At 63.1% G+C, this 14,969-nt stretch carries 15 protein-coding genes; 5 read left to right on the top strand and 10 right to left on the bottom strand.

Going from position 1 to position 14,969, the window contains the following annotated elements; translation table 11 throughout:
- Window positions 1-2: 2 nt before the first annotated feature.
- Genes glyQ through miaB form a run of 6 tightly spaced genes read right to left on the bottom strand, consistent with a single transcriptional unit; the run spans window position 3 to window position 5,953 of the window.
- Complete coding sequence (gene glyQ, locus AC8GDA_RS07470) at window positions 3-917, bottom strand: glycine--tRNA ligase subunit alpha (RefSeq protein ID WP_506555905.1); 915 nt, start codon at window positions 915-917, stop codon at window positions 3-5.
- Window positions 914-2,356 carry an apolipoprotein N-acyltransferase gene (gene lnt, locus AC8GDA_RS07465; RefSeq protein WP_506555904.1) on the bottom strand — a complete coding sequence of 481 codons (1,443 nt, stop codon included), beginning with the start codon at window positions 2,354-2,356 and terminating at the stop codon, window positions 914-916. The genes glyQ and lnt overlap by 4 nt, the downstream gene beginning before the upstream one ends.
- Window positions 2,325-3,215 (bottom strand): CorC family transporter, encoded by an 891-nt coding sequence (locus AC8GDA_RS07460; protein WP_506555903.1) that lies wholly within the window; start codon window positions 3,213-3,215, stop codon window positions 2,325-2,327. Before AC8GDA_RS07460 ends, lnt begins: the two co-directional genes overlap by 32 nt.
- Window positions 3,212-3,685: an rRNA maturation RNase YbeY gene (gene ybeY / locus AC8GDA_RS07455; protein WP_506555902.1), complete on the bottom strand. Its 474-nt coding sequence runs from the start codon at window positions 3,683-3,685 to the stop codon at window positions 3,212-3,214. The genes AC8GDA_RS07460 and ybeY overlap by 4 nt, the downstream gene beginning before the upstream one ends.
- Window positions 3,669-4,640, bottom strand: coding sequence for a PhoH family protein (locus AC8GDA_RS07450; RefSeq protein WP_506555901.1), 972 nt, complete (start codon window positions 4,638-4,640; stop codon window positions 3,669-3,671). The genes ybeY and AC8GDA_RS07450 overlap by 17 nt, the downstream gene beginning before the upstream one ends.
- Window positions 4,640-5,953 (bottom strand): tRNA (N6-isopentenyl adenosine(37)-C2)-methylthiotransferase MiaB, encoded by a 1,314-nt coding sequence (miaB, locus tag AC8GDA_RS07445; protein ID WP_506555900.1) that lies wholly within the window; start codon window positions 5,951-5,953, stop codon window positions 4,640-4,642. Before miaB ends, AC8GDA_RS07450 begins: the two co-directional genes overlap by 1 nt.
- Before the next feature lie 50 nt (window positions 5,954-6,003).
- Here miaB and AC8GDA_RS07440 point away from each other — a divergent pair, with 50 nt between their 5' ends.
- Window positions 6,004-7,296, top strand: a complete 1,293-nt coding sequence (locus AC8GDA_RS07440; RefSeq protein WP_506555899.1) for an MFS transporter — start codon at window positions 6,004-6,006, stop codon at window positions 7,294-7,296.
- Here AC8GDA_RS07440 and AC8GDA_RS07435 read toward each other — a convergent pair.
- Window positions 7,293-7,892, bottom strand: a complete 600-nt coding sequence (locus tag AC8GDA_RS07435) for a YqiA/YcfP family alpha/beta fold hydrolase (protein WP_506555898.1) — start codon at window positions 7,890-7,892, stop codon at window positions 7,293-7,295. The two genes, AC8GDA_RS07440 and AC8GDA_RS07435, sit on opposite strands and share 4 nt — an antisense overlap.
- Before the next feature lie 36 nt (window positions 7,893-7,928).
- Here AC8GDA_RS07435 and AC8GDA_RS07430 point away from each other — a divergent pair, with 36 nt between their 5' ends.
- The 4 genes from AC8GDA_RS07430 to AC8GDA_RS07415 all read left to right on the top strand — a co-directional run bounded on the left by AC8GDA_RS07430 (window position 7,929) and on the right by AC8GDA_RS07415 (window position 11,711).
- Window positions 7,929-8,678 (top strand): SDR family oxidoreductase, encoded by a 750-nt coding sequence (locus tag AC8GDA_RS07430; RefSeq protein WP_506555897.1) that lies wholly within the window; start codon window positions 7,929-7,931, stop codon window positions 8,676-8,678.
- Window positions 8,679-8,785: 107 nt separating this feature from the next.
- Window positions 8,786-9,814, top strand: a complete 1,029-nt coding sequence (locus AC8GDA_RS07425) for a TRAP transporter substrate-binding protein (protein ID WP_506555896.1) — start codon at window positions 8,786-8,788, stop codon at window positions 9,812-9,814.
- Window positions 9,815-9,885: 71 nt separating this feature from the next.
- Window positions 9,886-10,383 (top strand): TRAP transporter small permease subunit, encoded by a 498-nt coding sequence (locus AC8GDA_RS07420; RefSeq protein ID WP_506555895.1) that lies wholly within the window; start codon window positions 9,886-9,888, stop codon window positions 10,381-10,383.
- Window positions 10,380-11,711: a TRAP transporter large permease gene (locus AC8GDA_RS07415; RefSeq protein ID WP_506555894.1), complete on the top strand. Its 1,332-nt coding sequence runs from the start codon at window positions 10,380-10,382 to the stop codon at window positions 11,709-11,711. Before AC8GDA_RS07420 ends, AC8GDA_RS07415 begins: the two co-directional genes overlap by 4 nt.
- Here the strand turns inward: AC8GDA_RS07415 and AC8GDA_RS07410 are convergent.
- From AC8GDA_RS07410 to AC8GDA_RS07400, 3 genes are read right to left on the bottom strand one after another with little or no spacing between them, the layout of a single operon-like run.
- Window positions 11,644-13,857, bottom strand: a complete 2,214-nt coding sequence (locus AC8GDA_RS07410) for a hypothetical protein (protein ID WP_506555893.1) — start codon at window positions 13,855-13,857, stop codon at window positions 11,644-11,646. The genes AC8GDA_RS07415 and AC8GDA_RS07410 overlap by 68 nt on opposite strands.
- Entirely contained in the window at window positions 13,857-14,456 is a 600-nt protein-coding gene (locus AC8GDA_RS07405; RefSeq protein ID WP_506555892.1) for a fimbrial biogenesis chaperone, read from the bottom strand. Before AC8GDA_RS07405 ends, AC8GDA_RS07410 begins: the two co-directional genes overlap by 1 nt.
- Window positions 14,456-14,938 (bottom strand): Csu type fimbrial protein, encoded by a 483-nt coding sequence (locus AC8GDA_RS07400; RefSeq protein ID WP_506555891.1) that lies wholly within the window; start codon window positions 14,936-14,938, stop codon window positions 14,456-14,458. Before AC8GDA_RS07400 ends, AC8GDA_RS07405 begins: the two co-directional genes overlap by 1 nt.
- Window positions 14,939-14,969: the final 31 nt, after the last annotated feature.

Genomic DNA, 14,969 nt, shown 5'->3' with positions numbered 1-14,969 from the left:
GATCAGGCGGCCTTGGCCGACGGGGCCTCGCACATGGGAAAGCCCAGTTGCTCTCGGGAGGTGACATAGGCCTGCGCAACCTGTCGAGAGAGGTTGCGAATGCGGGCGATATACTGCGCTCGTTCGGTCACCGAGATGGCACCGCGGGCATCGAGCAGATTGAAGCTGTGGGCGGCCTTGAGAATTTGCTCATAGGCGGGCAAGGGCAGGCCTTCTTCGAGCAGGCGCGCGGCATCGGCCTCGTGCTCGCCGAACCGGCTGAGCAGCACGGCCGCATTGCTGGCCTCGAAGTTGTAGCGCGACTGCTCCACCTCGTTCTGGTGGTAGACATCGCCATAGCTGATGCGGCGGCTGCGGCCCTCTTGCTGCCATTGCGTCCAGGTGAGGTCGTAGACGTTCTCGACCCCCTGCAGGTACATGGCCAGCCGCTCCAGGCCGTAGGTGATCTCGCCCGTGATAGGGCTGCAGTCGATGCCACCGACCTGCTGGAAGTAGGTGAACTGCGTGACCTCCATGCCATTGAGCCAGACCTCCCAGCCCAGGCCCCAGGCCCCCAGCGTGGGGTTCTCCCAGTCGTCCTCGACAAAGCGAATGTCATGGGTGTTGGGGTCGATGCCGAGTGCGCGCAGCGAGTCAAGGTAGAGCTCGAGGATGTCTGCAGGAGAGGGCTTGAGCACCACCTGAAACTGGTAGTAGTGCTGCAGGCGGTTGGGGTTCTCGCCGTAGCGGCCATCCTTGGGCCGCCGCGATGGCTGCACATAGGCCGCACGCCAGGGCTCGGGCCCCAGCGCCCTTAAGAACGTGGCGGTGTGGGATGTGCCCGCACCAACCTCGAGGTCGATGGGCTGGAGCAGGGCGCAGCCCTGGTTGGCCCAGTAGGCCTGCAGGGTCAGGATGACATCTTGAAAGGTCTTCATGGCCGCATTTTAGCGGTGCTTCTCACCCGCAAGCCCAAAAGCAAAAGGGCTGCAGCCAGCAGCACCACAGGCAGGTTGCCCACCCGGCTGTAGGGGGTCTGGCCGGTCATGCCCTGCACGCGGGCCACCAGCACGCCTGGGGCCATGGGTGGCAAGACCTCCTGCACCCGACCGCGATGATCGATGGCGGCCGTCATGCCGGTGTTGGTGGCTCGGATGCTGGGCCGCCCGGTCTCAAGGCTTCGCATGCGTGCAATGGCCAGGTGCTGCGGCAGGGCGTTGGTGTTGCCGAACCAGGCCAGGTTGCTCATGTTGAGCAGGATGGTGGGCTGGCGCTCGGCTGGAATGCGCGGATCCAGCGGCCCAATGATCTCCTCGCCAAAGAGGTCTTCGAAGCAAATGTTCACGCCGATGCGCTGGCCTTCCACCGGCATGGGGGCCTGAACCGGCAGTCCGCGTGTGAAGTCACCCAGGGGCATCTTCATGAGGTCGACAAACCATCGGAAGCCCCAGGGAATGAACTCACCAAAGGGCACCAGGTGGGCCTTGTCGTAGCGCGCCTCAAAGCCATCGAGTCGAAGGCCGGCGCCGGGATAGAGGCCAATGGCACTGTTGCGCCAGCCGTCGGGGTCTTGCAGCGGAAGCCCGAGGATGATCACACTGCCACTGGAGACCGAGATCTCTCGGAGCCGAAGCCGGGTCTCGGCCGAGAGGGCAGACCAGGGCCGAATGAAGGCTGTCTCGGGCAGCACCACCAGCGCGCTGCCGGTGCGGCTGGCCTCCAGGGCCATCTGCAGTTGGGCAGCCTCCAGCTGCGCCGAGTGGGCCGGGTCGAACTTCATTTGCTGGGGCACGGCCGACTGCACCAGGGCCACCTGGATGGGCTGGCCCTCGGGGCTGGTGTGGGTCAGGGTGCCCAGGTAGACCCCCAGCAGGTGCAGGCCCGCCACCCCCATGAGGCCCAGTGCGCGCCACTGGGCAATCCAGGCGGCGCACAGGGCGGTGACCAACACCACCGCATAGACGCCCCCCAGGGCTGCGTAGCCCGAGAGCGGGCTGTCGATCTGCTGGTAGCCCCAGTTGAGCCACGGAAAGCCGGTGAAGAGTTCGCCGCGCAGCCACTCGAGCAGGGTGATGAGGCCTGCGATGGACAAGGGTGCGAGGCGGTGTCTTCGAATGAGCCAGCCAGCCAAAAGACCATAGCCGGCCACATAGAAGGCCAGCAGGAAGGTGGCGATGGCCGCCACCGCGGCCGGCATCTCCCCGTAGCGGTGCAGGCTGATGAAGATCCAGTGAAAGCCGAGCAGGCACAGCAGGATGAGCAGGCCTGCACCGAGCCTTGGCCCCCAGTGCTCCGGCCGCTGCCAGAGGTGCAGCAGCAAGGCCAGGACCAACAGAGAGGAGAGGCTAGTGAGCCAGCCCAGCAGGGTCTGATCCATTGTCCGAGTCGGTCGATTCGTCTGTGGACCGCTTGACCAGCATCACCTGCACGGTTCGGGCATCTGCCCGTTGAATGTCAAAGGAGAGGCCGTGGATCAGAATGGTCTCGCCCTTGTGTGGCACACGGCCGAGGTGGTCGGTGACCAGGCCGCCGATGGTGTCGGACTGCTCGCTCTCGAGTTGCAGCTCGAAGAATTCATTGAATTGCTCGAGGCTGGTGATGGCCTTGACGCGGAATTGGCCCGACTCATGTGGCAGGGCGACGATGTTGTCCTCGTCCTCATCGATGTCGTGTTCGTCTTCGATGTCGCCAACAATCTGTTCGAGGACATCCTCGATGGTGATGAGCCCCGCCACACCGCCATATTCATCGACCACGATGGCAATGTGATTTCGGTTGAGCCGGAAGTCTCGCAGCATGACATTGAGACGCTTGGATTCCGGCACATAGACCGCTGGCCGCAGCAGGCCTCGCAGGTCGCGGCTCTCTTCGGCCAAGACCTTGAGCAGGTCCTTGGCCAGCAGCACGCCGATGACGTTGTCCTTCTTGCCATCGGTGACAGGAAAGCGAGAGTGGGCCCGCTCGATGACAAGGGCAATGATGTCGTCAAGGCTGTCGTTGATGTCGATGACATCCATCTGGGCCCGCGGCACCATGAGGTCGCGAACAGACAGGTCGGAGACCTGCAGCACGCCCTCCATCATGGAGACGGCATCGGCATCGATGACATCGTGGGCCTCGGCCTCTCGGAGTTGCTCGAGAAGCTCTTCTTTTTCATCGGTTCGCCTCAGGAGGCGATCGACCAGGCGCTTGAAAAATTGACTCAGGCCCGAGGGCCTAGGGTCTGGTTCGTTCATGCAGGGGCATGGGAAGTTGCAACAGGCAACAGTGTGCCATAGGGGTCTGGAATCCGAAACCGCATCAGAATGCGGCGCTCCAAGGCCTCCATGTCCTCGGCCTCATCATCGGCCTGGTGATCGAGTCCACAGGCGTGCAGCGCACCATGCACGAGCAGGTGGGCCAGGTGATGCACCAAGGGCTTGCCCTGCTGCTTGGCCTCCTCGACAACCACGGGCATGCAGAGGACCAGGTCGGCCTGCAGGTGGGGCAGGGGCTCGAGCGCAAAGGTGAGGATGTTGGTGGCGTGGTCTTGGCCACGGTAGTCCCGATTGAGCTGGCGGCCTTGGGCTCGGCCGACGGTGGCCACGGTGATCTCGGCGCTCTGGCAGGTGGCATCGAGGCTTGCGAGCAGCAGTCTGCGAATGCGAGGCCGCGAGAGTGGAAGGCTGTCGGGGTCGGTGAGGTGCAGCCTAAGACGCGGCGTCATAGGCCTCTACGATGCGGGCCACCAGGGGATGCCGGACCACATCCCGACTGCTGAATTGTGTGAATGAAATGCCGCGCACATCAGACAAGACCCGCTGTGCATCGACCAGGCCACTGGCCTGGGCCTTGGGGAGGTCCACCTGCGAGGGGTCTCCGGTGATCACGGCCTTGCTGCCAAACCCAATGCGCGTGAGGAACATCTTCATCTGCTCGCAGGTGGTGTTCTGCGCCTCATCGAGAATGACAAAGGCATGGTTGAGCGTGCGGCCACGCATGTAGGCGAGTGGCGCCACTTCAATGACTTGTCGGTCGAAGAGCTTGGTGACACGGTCCAGGCCCATGAGGTCGTAGAGGGCGTCGTAGAGGGGGCGCAGGTAGGGGTCTACTTTTTGGGAGAGGTCGCCAGGCAGAAAGCCGAGCCGCTCGCCCGCCTCCACAGCAGGGCGCGTGAGAATGAGCCGCTGAACGAGGTCGCGCTCCAGGGCATCGACGGCGCAGGCCACGGCGAGAAAAGTCTTGCCGGTGCCGGCTGGCCCAAGCCCAAAGCTGATGTCGTTGGACTGAATGGCCTGCAGGTAGGCCCGCTGTGTGGGCGTTCGGCCCCGCAGGTCGTGCTTGCGGGTGCGAAGCATGGGGACACCAGCCTCGTGGCTGTCCTCGTCGGCGGCGGCCAGGCTGGGCCGACGTTGTTCGACCACGGCCAGCTGCACATCCTTGATGGCCAGTGGCTGCTCCGCCTGCTGGGCCAGCCGCTCGAGCAGGCTGGTGCCAGCCTCGACACTCGGGGCATCGGTGCCACTGATCTCAAAGACCGTGCCCCGCCGACGGATGGTGATGTCCAGGCTGGTCTCGATGCTGCGAAGGTTTTGTTCCATGGGGCCACAGAGGTTGGCCAGCTGGGTGTTGTCTCCCTCGAGCAGGCTTAGACGACGCTTGCTGATGCTGGGCCTGGGCATCAGAGGGCCTGGCCCCGAAGGCTGTGGGCATAGGCCTGGGTGATTTGCACCGGGATGATCTGGCCCACCAGCCGCGAATGCCCCTCGATGTTCACCACCAGGTTGTTGGGGGTGCGGCCCATCCACTCCGATGGATTCTTCTTGGCAGGCCCCTCGATGAGCACCTGCTGTTGCGTGCCCACCATGGCGGCCTGAAGGGCCTGGCCGTTCTGGTCGATGGCGGCCTGAAGCGTTTGCAGGCGGGTGAGCTTCTCGGCTGCCGGCGTGTCGTCTGCAAGGTCGGCCGCGGGTGTGCCGGGCCTTGGGCTGTAGATGAAGGAGTAGGCGCTCTCAAAGCCGCAGGCGGCGATGAGGGCCATGCTCGCCTGGAAGTCGTCCTCGGTCTCGCCGGGAAAGCCCACGATGAAGTCGGTGGACAAGGCCAGGCCAGGCCGCACTGCCCGCAGTCGCCGAATGATGCTCTTGTACTCCAGGGCGGTGTAGCCCCGCTTCATGGCCGCAAGGATGCGGTCGCTGCCCGACTGCACCGGCAGGTGCACATGGTCTGCGAGCTTTGGCAGTCGGCCGAAGGCCTCGATGAGACGCGGACTGAATTCCTTGGGGTGGGAGGTGGTGAAGCGGATGCGCTCAATGCCGTCGATCTCACTGACGAGTTCGAGCAGGCCGGTGAAGTCGATTTTGGCCTGGTGGTCGAGAAAGGCGTTCACGTTTTGGCCCAGCAGCGTGACCTCTTTCACGCCCTGCGCTGCGAGCTCGGCCACCTCTGCGAGCACATCCACCGTGGGCCTGGAGACCTCCGTGCCCCGGGTGTAGGGCACCACGCAGAAGCTGCAGTACTTGCTGCAGCCCTCCATGATGGAGACAAATGCGCAGGGGCCCTCGATGCGGGCAGGCGGCAGGTTGTCGAACTTTTCAATCTCGGGAAAAGAGATGTCGACCTGGGGCCGACCAGAGGCGCGCCGGGCCGCGATGAGGTCTGGCAGGCGATGCAGGGTCTGGGGGCCAAAGACCAGGTCGACGTAGGGTGCACGGCGAACGATCGACTCGCCCTCTTGGCTGGCCACGCAACCCCCCACGCCGATGATCAGTCCGGGCTTGCGCTTCTTGAGGTCTCGGGCCCGGCCGAGGTCGGAGAAGACTTTCTCTTGGGCTTTTTCGCGCACCGAGCAGGTATTGAACAGGATGACATCGGCGTCTTCCGGCGTGTCAGTGGGCTCCAACCCCTCGGCAGCCGCCAGCACGTCGGCCATTTTGGCCGAGTCGTATTCGTTCATTTGGCACCCGAAGGTGCGGATGTAGAGTTTGGTGGTCAACGCTTGTTGTTCACGCTTATTTGTTCACACTTAGAGAAGAGCACGCCAGGATGAACTCGCAATCAAGCATTCTGCCTGATCCACCCGTGACCCGGCGAGAGGTTTTCGCCTGGGCCAGCCTGGATTTCGCCAATTCTGGCTACACCACGGTCGTGCTCACCGCTGTCTTTAACGCCTACTTTGTCTCCGTGGTGATGGATGACGTGGCCCATGCCACACTGGTCTGGACTTTGGTGCTCTCGGCCAGTTACCTCGTGGTCATGTTCAGTGCCCCCTTTCTTGGGGCCTATGCCGATGCCCACCGTGCCAAGCGGCCTCTGCTGCTGGTGGCCACCCTGCTCTGTGGCGCCGCCACCCTGGGCCTGACCCAATGCGGGCCGGGCGACCTTTGGCTCGCGGCGGCCTTGCTGCTGGTCTCGAATGTGGCCTATGCCACCCACCAAGACCTGAGTGCGGGTTTTATGCGCAGCCTGGCGGGCCCGGGCGCACTTGGCCGACTCTCGGGATGGGGGTGGGCCTGGGGGTATCTCGGGGGCCTGCTCACCCTGGGGCTCTCCTTGGTCTGGGTCTCTTCGGTGGCCCAGGGTGTCGTGGGGCAGCCCACGGCCCAGGACCTCATGGCGGGGTCGTTGGCCATCACGGCCCTGGTCTTCTGGCTGGTGGGCCTGCCAGCCTTGGCCGTGCTCAAGGAGCGTGAGCCGGCGGCGCAGGTGGACTGGCGAGGTGCCTGGGGCCGTTTGCTTCGCGGCAGGCATGCCCAAGTGGATCCCTCGGGACATGGCGCGCATGGCCGCGCCCTTCGGCAGTTTTTATGGGCCGTGGTGTTTTACCAGTCTGGGGTGTCGGCGGTGATCACCTTGGCGGCCATTTATGCACAGCAGGCCATGGGCTTTGGCATGGCCCAGACCATCGCACTGCTGCTGGTGGTCAACATCACGGCCAGCATTGGGGCGGCCGCCTTTGGCTGGCTCCAAGACCGGTTGGGCCATCGGCGCAGCCTCTCCGGAGCCCTCGTGCTCTGGATCGTCATGGTGCTGGTTGCAGCCTTTGGTGAGACCGAGGCCCACTTCTGGGTGGCTGCGAATCTGGCGGGCCTGGCGATGGGCGCCACGCAGAGCGGTGCCCGTGCGGTGGTGGGCGCACTCTCACCACGCGACCACCAGGCCGAGGCCTTTGGCGACTGGGGTGTGGCGGTGAACCTTGCGGCGGTGATGGGCCCTCTGGCCTATGGTCTCACCACCTGGCTCACTGGGAATGACCATCGGCTGGCCATTCTGGTGACGGGCCTCTTCTTTGTGGTGGGCCTGGTGCTGCTGCGGCGTGTGCCCTTTCCCAAGGCCTAGTCGCTCAGCAGGAAATCCTGAATGCAGGGCCAGTGGTCGGCGAAGTCTGAGAGGCCATGGTCCGAGCCTTGAACGACGCGATGCTGGGCGCCGGGGTAGTGGTCCACCATTTCGCGCCAGTCCAGAAGTTCGTCGCCGGTGGCGGCCACGAGCAGATAACGCTCTGGGCTGCTCAAGGCCACGGCCATGTCGGTGAGATCGGTCACGTCATCGGCCGTGAACTCGAGCCAGTCATCGCTGTGCCAAGCCTTGTGCCGCCCAACCTGACCGGCCAGGTCACGGCCGGGGTAGCAGGCCGGATTGATCAGACAGGTTTTGAATTCCTCGCGAGCCGGGTGCGTTTCCATGAGGCAACTGGCGTAGAAGCCACCCAAGGAGCTGCCGATGAGCCTTGGCCGCTGGCCCCTGGCGCGGACCGCCTCGACGGCCTCGAGGGCTTGCGCCATGGCGCGCCTGGGATGAATGTCGAGCGCTGGGCAGGCGTAGGGCACGCCCTTTTCGGCCAGCCAGGAGCTGAGTTGCACGGCCTTGCTCGAGGCGGGAGAACTTCGAAAGCCATGCAGGTAGAGGATGGCGTATGGTGCGTGGGTCGTCATGTTGCGTAAAAAAGTGAAGAAAGGGATCAGTAAATCATGACTCAACACAGTCGCGGAATTGCCCTGGTGACGGGCGCGGGCAGTGGCATCGGACGCGCCTGCGCGCGAGCCCTCTTGGAGGACGGCTGGTCGGTGGTGCTCACCGGTCGGCGCGAGGCCCCGTTGGTCGACACCGCGCAGGCCCACCCCAAGGCGTCGGTGGTGAGCGCCGATGTCTCGGTGCCGGCTGATGTCGAAAGGCTCTTTGCAGCGGTGGTCGCCCAGCACGGCCGGCTCGACCTGCTCTTTAACAATGCGGGTATTTTCCCGCCCGGCGCATTGATCGATGAGATGCCCATTGAGGCCTGGCAGCAGTCGGTGAATGTGAACCTGCACGGCGCCTTTTATTGCGCGCGCGCCGCCTTTGGCCAGATGCGTCGACAGTCGCCTCAAGGGGGGCGCATCATTAACAACGGATCCATCTCTGCCCATGCTCCGCGCCCTCAGTCGGTGGGCTATACCACCACCAAGCACGCCATCACTGGCCTGACCAAGCAGCTCTCGCTCGATGGTCGGGCCTTCTCGATTGCCTGCTCGCAGATCGACATTGGAAATGCCGCATCCGAGATGACCTCGGGATTTGGAGCGGGCGCCTTGCAGGCCGACGGCACGCGCAAGGCCGAGCCGCTCATGGACATGTCTCATGTGGCCGAGGCGGTGCGGCACATGGCGGCGTTGCCCTTGTCCGCAAATATTCAGAGCATGACCATTCTTGCGACGAACATGCCATTTGTTGGTCGTGGCTGATTCTGAGAGACTGGATCCGCGCGAGGAAGGGGTTTCCCTGATGCGCTGCGCCAAAAGGTTCGAGATGATCAGGGGCTCAAGACCCCAGAAAAACAAGGAGACTCCGCATGAAGCAATTGTTTAAATCCGTTGCAAGGCCTTTCGCCCTGGTTGGCCTCGCAGCCGCCATGGGTCTGTCTGGCGTCAGCCTTCAGGCCCAGGCCATGGAGATCAAGATCTCTCACCAGTGGAAGGCCAACGTCGATGGCCGCGACCGTGCTGCACGGCTGTTTGTGCAAGAGGTTGAGAAGGCCGATCCCTACATCAAATTCCGCATCTACCCCGCCCAGTCGCTTGGCATCAAGCCGGTCGCCCAGCTCGATGCACTCCAGAACGGCACCCTCGAGATGTCGATCTTCCCCATGTCCTATGCCGTGGGCAAGGCCAAGGAATTCTCGGCCGTGATTCTGCCGGGCACCATTCCGAACCTCGACTTCGCGATGGAACTCAAGAAGACCGGCTATTACAAGAAGATGCAAGACCTCTCCGAGAAGAACGGCTTTCGCATCATCACCTGGTGGTGGACGCCAGGCGGCTTTGCCACGAAGTCTGGCCCTGTGACGGGTCCCGACTCGGTGAAAGGTCAGAAGCTTCGCGCGGCCGACCCCACCTTTGAATCCATGCTGAAGGCGGCTGGTGCCTCCGTGACAGCAATGGCCTCGTCCGAGATCTACTCCGGTCTGCAGTCCGGTGTGCTCACGGGTACCCTCACATCCGCCGAGACCTTCGTGTCGATGCGCCTCTACGAGCAGACCAAGCACGCCACCGTGGGTGGCGACAGTGCCCTGTGGATGCTGCTTCAGCCGTTGGTGATGTCCAAGCAGGCTTGGGACAAGCTCACCCCCAAGCAGAAGAAGATCTTCGAAGAGGCGGCCGAGAAGTCCGACGCATTCTTCTTGACGGTTCAGCGCGAGGCCACATCGAAAATGGCGGAGGCGTATGTGAAGGCGGGCGGCACGTCGCGGGAGATGACCAAGCAAGAGTTCGATGCCTGGGTCGCCCTGGCCAAGAAGACTGCATACCCCGAGTACGCGGCCATCTCGCCCACGGCCAAAGGCCTCATGGACGAACTGCTCAAGGCAGCCGCCAAGAAGTAATGACCTGAACTGCCGGGTGCCCCTAGGTCGAGGCACCCGGTTTTTTTTTGCCCTCTGACGGGTGGGTGAGCATGAAACGTTACGTGCAAGGGATGAGTCGGGTCTGCGATGCCATGGCCCTCATGGCCGCTGTTCTCCTGGCGGTCGCGGCCATCGTGATTTGTTGGATGGTGCTCTACCGCACCCTGGGGTACTCCACGTCTTGGGAGTTGGAACTCAGTGTCTTCCTCATGGTCTGTTCTCTCTTCCTGGCAAGTCCTTACACCTTGAAGACCAAGGGGCATGTGGGGGTGGATCTCCTCTCGGTGTACCTCCCGCCATCGGCAGCAAGAACCCTCGTGGGCATCACCTTGGTGGTTGGCCTTGCAGCCACCCTTTTCTTGGGCACCCTGGGCCTTGAATTCACAATGGATTCGTTCATGAAGGGTGAGCGCACGGAGAGTGTTTGGGCGCCTTATAAGTGGCCGCTCTACGCCACCATGCCGATCGGATTCTTTTTAACATCGGCCCAGTATGTGGCGGAGATCATGGTCTTCTTTCGCCCAGAACTGCAGGAGCAGCCCACATGAATGAACTGCAGATTGGGGGTCTGATCCTCCTCGTCACCCTGGTGGTCTTGTTCTCGGGCCTGCCGATTGCCTGGGGTCTGACCCTGGTGGCTGCTGGCTTTTTGGTGGCCTTTGATGGTGTGGCGAGCCTGGCCAACATTCCCTTGGTGATGATCGACGAGCTCGCATCCTTTGCCCTGCTCACCATCCCGCTCTTTATTCTTCTGGGCTCGGCCATCGGCAGCACCAATGCGGGGAGAGACATTTATGAGTCGCTGCACCGCTGGCTCGATCGCGTGCCCGGGGGCTTGGTGATTGCGAATATTTTGGCCTGTGGCCTCTTTAGTGCCATCAGTGGCTCAAGCCCGGCCACAGCGGCTGCGATCGGCAAGGCGGGCGTTCCGGAGATGATCCAGCGCGGCATTCCTGTGCGGCTGGCCACCGGCTCGGTCTGTGCCGGCGGAACCCTGGGGATTCTCATCCCGCCATCGATCACCATGATTCTCTATGGCATTGCCACCGAGACCTCAATTGGCCGCCTCTTCCTGGCTGGAGTCATTCCCGGGATCATGCTCGTGGTGATGTTTGCAGTCTATGCCTGGGTGGCGAGCCTCATCACCGGCCCAACGGGCACTGCCGCTGCCCGCGCCTTGGCGGCCCGCCGTTATTCCCTGAAGGAGAAGTTTGAGGGGCTGGGCCGAGTCTCTCCCTTCATCATGATTGTGATCATGATTGGCTATGCCATGTATGGCGGCATCGCCACGCCCTCCGAGGTGGCCGCCATCTCGGCTGCCCTGGCCATGGCGTTGGTGGTGGTGATCTACAAGGCCCGCACGAAAGAGTCTCAGTGGCGTATCTTCAGGGAGACGGTGCGTGAGTCGACGATGATTCTGCTGATCATCGCAGCCGCCGCAGCCTTCTCCTACATGATGTCGCTCTTGTACGTGACCCAGACGGCTGCCCAGTGGCTGGTCGACCTTGGCCTCAACCGGTGGGTCTTGATGCTGGCCATCAATTTCTTCTTGCTGATTGCGGGCATGTTCCTGCCACCAGTGGCCATCATCCTTATGGTCATGCCGATCCTCACGCCGGTTCTGGAGGCCAACAACTTCGACCTCATCTGGTTTGCAGTGATGCTCACCATTAACATGGAGATCGGATTAATTACTCCGCCCGTCGGACTGAACCTTTATGTCTTGAAGGGTGTGGTGCCCAATGTGTCCATCAAGGATATTCTCATTGGCTCGATGCCCTTTGTGCTGCTCATGATGCTGTCCATGGTCATCCTGGCGTTCGTTCCTGACTTGGCACTGTGGCTTCCAAATCAAATGATGGGCGCGGCAATCTAAGGGCTGGTGTGCAGTCCAGGGTGTCAAGGCCCGGCTGGCGGTGGCATGAGAGGCTGCCGTCTTTGAACTGAATGCGCAGTGGCCCCCTGGTCTGGTCTGTCCAGTCCAGGTGCCCATCGGCTGTGAAGTCCACTGGGCGGCCGTTGGCATCGGTCACCTGCAGGATCGGGTTGTCTCGTTGGGGCATGTGAGGAAGCCGCAGGCTCGGCGGCGTTTCCACGGCCACGTGGGTTTGAAGCCGATAGGCACGACGCGACAGGGTCATCAGATGGCTGGCCTGCCCCGAGGCCACCATCCCCAATGGAAGACGGCGCTGGTCCACCTCGAATTCAGCGCGGCTGTATGCGGGCACATTGGGGAAGCTGGCCACCCCCCGAGCGTTGCTGATCTGATGGCCACGGCCACGCTGCCGAACTGGTATGCCCGGCGTGCCAATGTCGTGGAGCAGGAGGTTTTGCTCACCGACGCGTCCGAGGTGAATGCCCTGGCCAGTGACCCACACACGGCTCGATGCTTGATAAGCCACTGCAACGGGCTGGTCTGCGGTTTGCCGCGCAGAGACCTGCAGGTCGTATTCAGAGCGTTCGCTTCGTAGCAGCAGTTCCTGGCTCGGCAGTCGTCCGGATCGGCGAACAAGACCGAGCGATTCGCCCTGCAATCCGCTGGCACGTTGACGAAATGCCACCTGGTGCTGGAGGCCATTGGCCTCATTCTTCTCGGTGAGTACCTGAACCGAGCGACGGTCATCGAAGGGAATCACCATGGAGAGCAAAAGCGCCCGACCACCAAGGCGCAACGGCGCGTCTCGAACCTGCACCTGAAACTGAGAAAGCCCAGGCAGGCGCCGTGTCCATGAGAGGCTTTGAAGCCGTTCGGCCGCCTGGCTCCACTGCAACTGCAGGCTTCCCCAGGCCCCCATTTGATGGGTGAGTGTGCCGCCAAGGCCCCTGCTTTGGTGAAGGTGTCGCCAGTCGGAGCTGATCGACCACTGGCGTGTCGGCTGCCATTGCACCTGGGCCATGGCCTCGCCGCTGCAATGGGATGCGCACCGGGCACCAAGGCCGGAGGACACCAGCCATCCCGCCCAACGACGGCTCGACACGGTGGCATGCGCGGTCGGGTCACTGCCCTGAAGGGAGCCTCCGAGCCGCAGCGTCTCGTGAACACCCAGACCGCGTTGGACATGTCCCTCCGCACCCGTTGCATGGGCTTGAAGCTCCCAGACTTGCTCCGATGGCGCAAGCAGCAGGGGGCTGCCCACCCAGGGCACGAGCAGCTGAGACCGTTGGCCATCCAGACCCGTGACCTCGATGGTCATGATGCCGGGGTGCTGGCCCACGCCGAAGCCCTCGACGAGGAGGCGGCCAGGCCGCAACAAGCTGGTGGCATAGACCTGCAGCCCGTTGGCGTCGAGCATGCGAATTCGACTGGGATGGCTGAGCAGCAGCTCCGCATGGGCGGTGGCGTGCTGACGAAGAAAGCGCGCCCGGCTGGTGATGCGAAGGGCCTGGCGAACGGCGGGCGTGCCCAGCAGTCCCTCGGTGAGAGACAGGTGGCCGAGCGAGACTTGTGCGCCACTGGGTGTGAGTTGATCCAGAGACCATTGGGCCGAGAGCCCCGCCTCTTGCCACTGAAACTGTGTGAGCCCGTGGCTGGCGGTGAGGCCCAGGCCCCAACGACCCGACGCGCTGAGGAGGTCTATGGCGAGGCTCGGGATGGTCTCGTAAGACAAGGGCGAATCGGGGGCTGACCCGAGTCGCAGGGGCTGCTGCCGAAGGAGATGGGCTGGAACACGCCATTGCGCCAGAGCGCTTTCCGCTTGAACCTCGCAGGTCACGGCGTCGGCTGACACCCGTTCGAAGGCCTCGCCCTGCAGGGTGTGTTGTTCGACATGTGCGGGGTCGACCATGGACGACAGCAGTCCGGCCTGAACCCAGCAGGTCTGGTCCCGCGCGGCCATCACCCATGCGCCCCGACTGATCTGAACACCATTGATTTCCACCGCCAACAACTGCGGCTCGTCGAGGGTTTCAGGCGGTGCGGCCTGGACAGACCTCAGGCCCGCAAGGCTTGTGAGCGCAAGGCAGACCGTGAGCGCAGGAGGCCACCACCAGCCCACACGGCTGGCGGAGGATGGTCTGCTCATCAGGGATGTGAGGCAGTCTGGGCGCGGCGGCAGAGTTCGGCCCGCTCGCCTGGCAGGAGGGTCTGAGGACCCTGGACATCCGGTGAGAGGATGAGCCGAACCGCCAGTGAGGCGGGGTTCTCAAAGGCGTGACAGCCCGCCACCAGTGGGATGGCTGGTGCGAGTGGCTGTGGCTCTTGCGCCTGGCGATAGACGGGAAGGCTGAAACGAAACCGGAAGGCGAGCCCCTGGCCGGTGGCCTCACCCTCGGGAATTTGCTCGACCAGTAGGCGGTGGTAGATGCTTCGATCGCGCACTTGCGCACGAATCATCTGCCGGCCTCCAGGGGCCAGGCTGAAGAAGCGGGGTGAAATGCGGGCCTCGACGGGGGTGGGGTCTGAGCCATCGGCCGGCCAGCGCACCATGCGGACAGACCACTTCGACGGACCCGCGAGGCTCGATTGCACCTCGGTGACCACGATGCCGGTCTCATCGGGATGGAGTTGGGGTGGCGTGACAGCCAGGGCCGCATGGGCGACCGAGGGCAGCAGCAGGTGGAGCGAGAGCAGCAATCCAGACCGCCAGCCCCAGGCGGTCTGATTCTGGCGGCCGGTGGTCATCAGTAGCTCACGGTGGCAACGATGGTGTCGGCATAGCTGCCCATGTTGGGCACCGACTGGCCCGATGGAATGCGGCCGTAGACGGTGTGTACTTGGGTGGTGCCGGAGCCGACGAAGTCAAGGGTGTTACTGGTGGTCCAGTTGGATGAGCGATTCACGTCCATGAACAGTGAATAGTTGATGAAGCTGTTTCCACTCTTCAGGCGTCGACCTCCAGAGAAGTTTGAACCGTCGCTCAGGGATATGGCGTAAGGCGCACCTTGGGAACAATTAACGGAGATGTCTGCGGCTGCATCCTTCTGCGACGTAGTGCCCGTCGTGATGCCACTGAATGTCATGTCGGCCGCTGTGATGGAGCAGGTCGCGGTGACCTCCATGCCCACTTGAAAACTACTGCTGGCGGTTTCGGCCTGCGCGGTGGAGATGGAGGCGGCCACCAGCGTCAGGGCCAGGGCGGATTGAATGTGTGAACGAAAGGTCATGGTCTCTCCTTGTGGGGCCGTGCCGGGCTGG

The sequence above is a fragment of the Hahnella aquatica (SeqCode) genome (genome assembly GCF_965194505.1).
Lineage (GTDB): Bacteria > Pseudomonadota > Gammaproteobacteria > Burkholderiales > Burkholderiaceae_A > Hahnella > Hahnella aquatica.
This window is presented reverse-complemented; position numbering and strand designations above follow the sequence as displayed.

Coding starts and splice junctions, on each gene's coding strand:
- AC8GDA_RS07430 (WP_506555897.1), top strand. CDS start 7,929: ATGACTCAACACAGTCGCGGAATTGCCCTGGTGACGGGCGCGGGCAGT.
- ybeY (WP_506555902.1), bottom strand. CDS start 3,685: ATGACGCCGCGTCTTAGGCTGCACCTCACCGACCCCGACAGCCTTCCA.
- AC8GDA_RS07435 (WP_506555898.1), bottom strand. CDS start 7,892: ATGACGACCCACGCACCATACGCCATCCTCTACCTGCATGGCTTTCGA.
- AC8GDA_RS07460 (WP_506555903.1), bottom strand. CDS start 3,215: ATGAACGAACCAGACCCTAGGCCCTCGGGCCTGAGTCAATTTTTCAAG.
- AC8GDA_RS07400 (WP_506555891.1), bottom strand. CDS start 14,938: ATGACCTTTCGTTCACACATTCAATCCGCCCTGGCCCTGACGCTGGTG.
- AC8GDA_RS07410 (WP_506555893.1), bottom strand. CDS start 13,857: ATGAGCAGACCATCCTCCGCCAGCCGTGTGGGCTGGTGGTGGCCTCCT.
- AC8GDA_RS07405 (WP_506555892.1), bottom strand. CDS start 14,456: ATGACCACCGGCCGCCAGAATCAGACCGCCTGGGGCTGGCGGTCTGGA.
- AC8GDA_RS07450 (WP_506555901.1), bottom strand. CDS start 4,640: ATGCCCAGGCCCAGCATCAGCAAGCGTCGTCTAAGCCTGCTCGAGGGA.
- AC8GDA_RS07415 (WP_506555894.1), top strand. CDS start 10,380: ATGAATGAACTGCAGATTGGGGGTCTGATCCTCCTCGTCACCCTGGTG.
- AC8GDA_RS07440 (WP_506555899.1), top strand. CDS start 6,004: ATGAACTCGCAATCAAGCATTCTGCCTGATCCACCCGTGACCCGGCGA.
- AC8GDA_RS07420 (WP_506555895.1), top strand. CDS start 9,886: ATGAAACGTTACGTGCAAGGGATGAGTCGGGTCTGCGATGCCATGGCC.
- glyQ (WP_506555905.1), bottom strand. CDS start 917: ATGAAGACCTTTCAAGATGTCATCCTGACCCTGCAGGCCTACTGGGCC.
- lnt (WP_506555904.1), bottom strand. CDS start 2,356: ATGGATCAGACCCTGCTGGGCTGGCTCACTAGCCTCTCCTCTCTGTTG.
- AC8GDA_RS07425 (WP_506555896.1), top strand. CDS start 8,786: ATGAAGCAATTGTTTAAATCCGTTGCAAGGCCTTTCGCCCTGGTTGGC.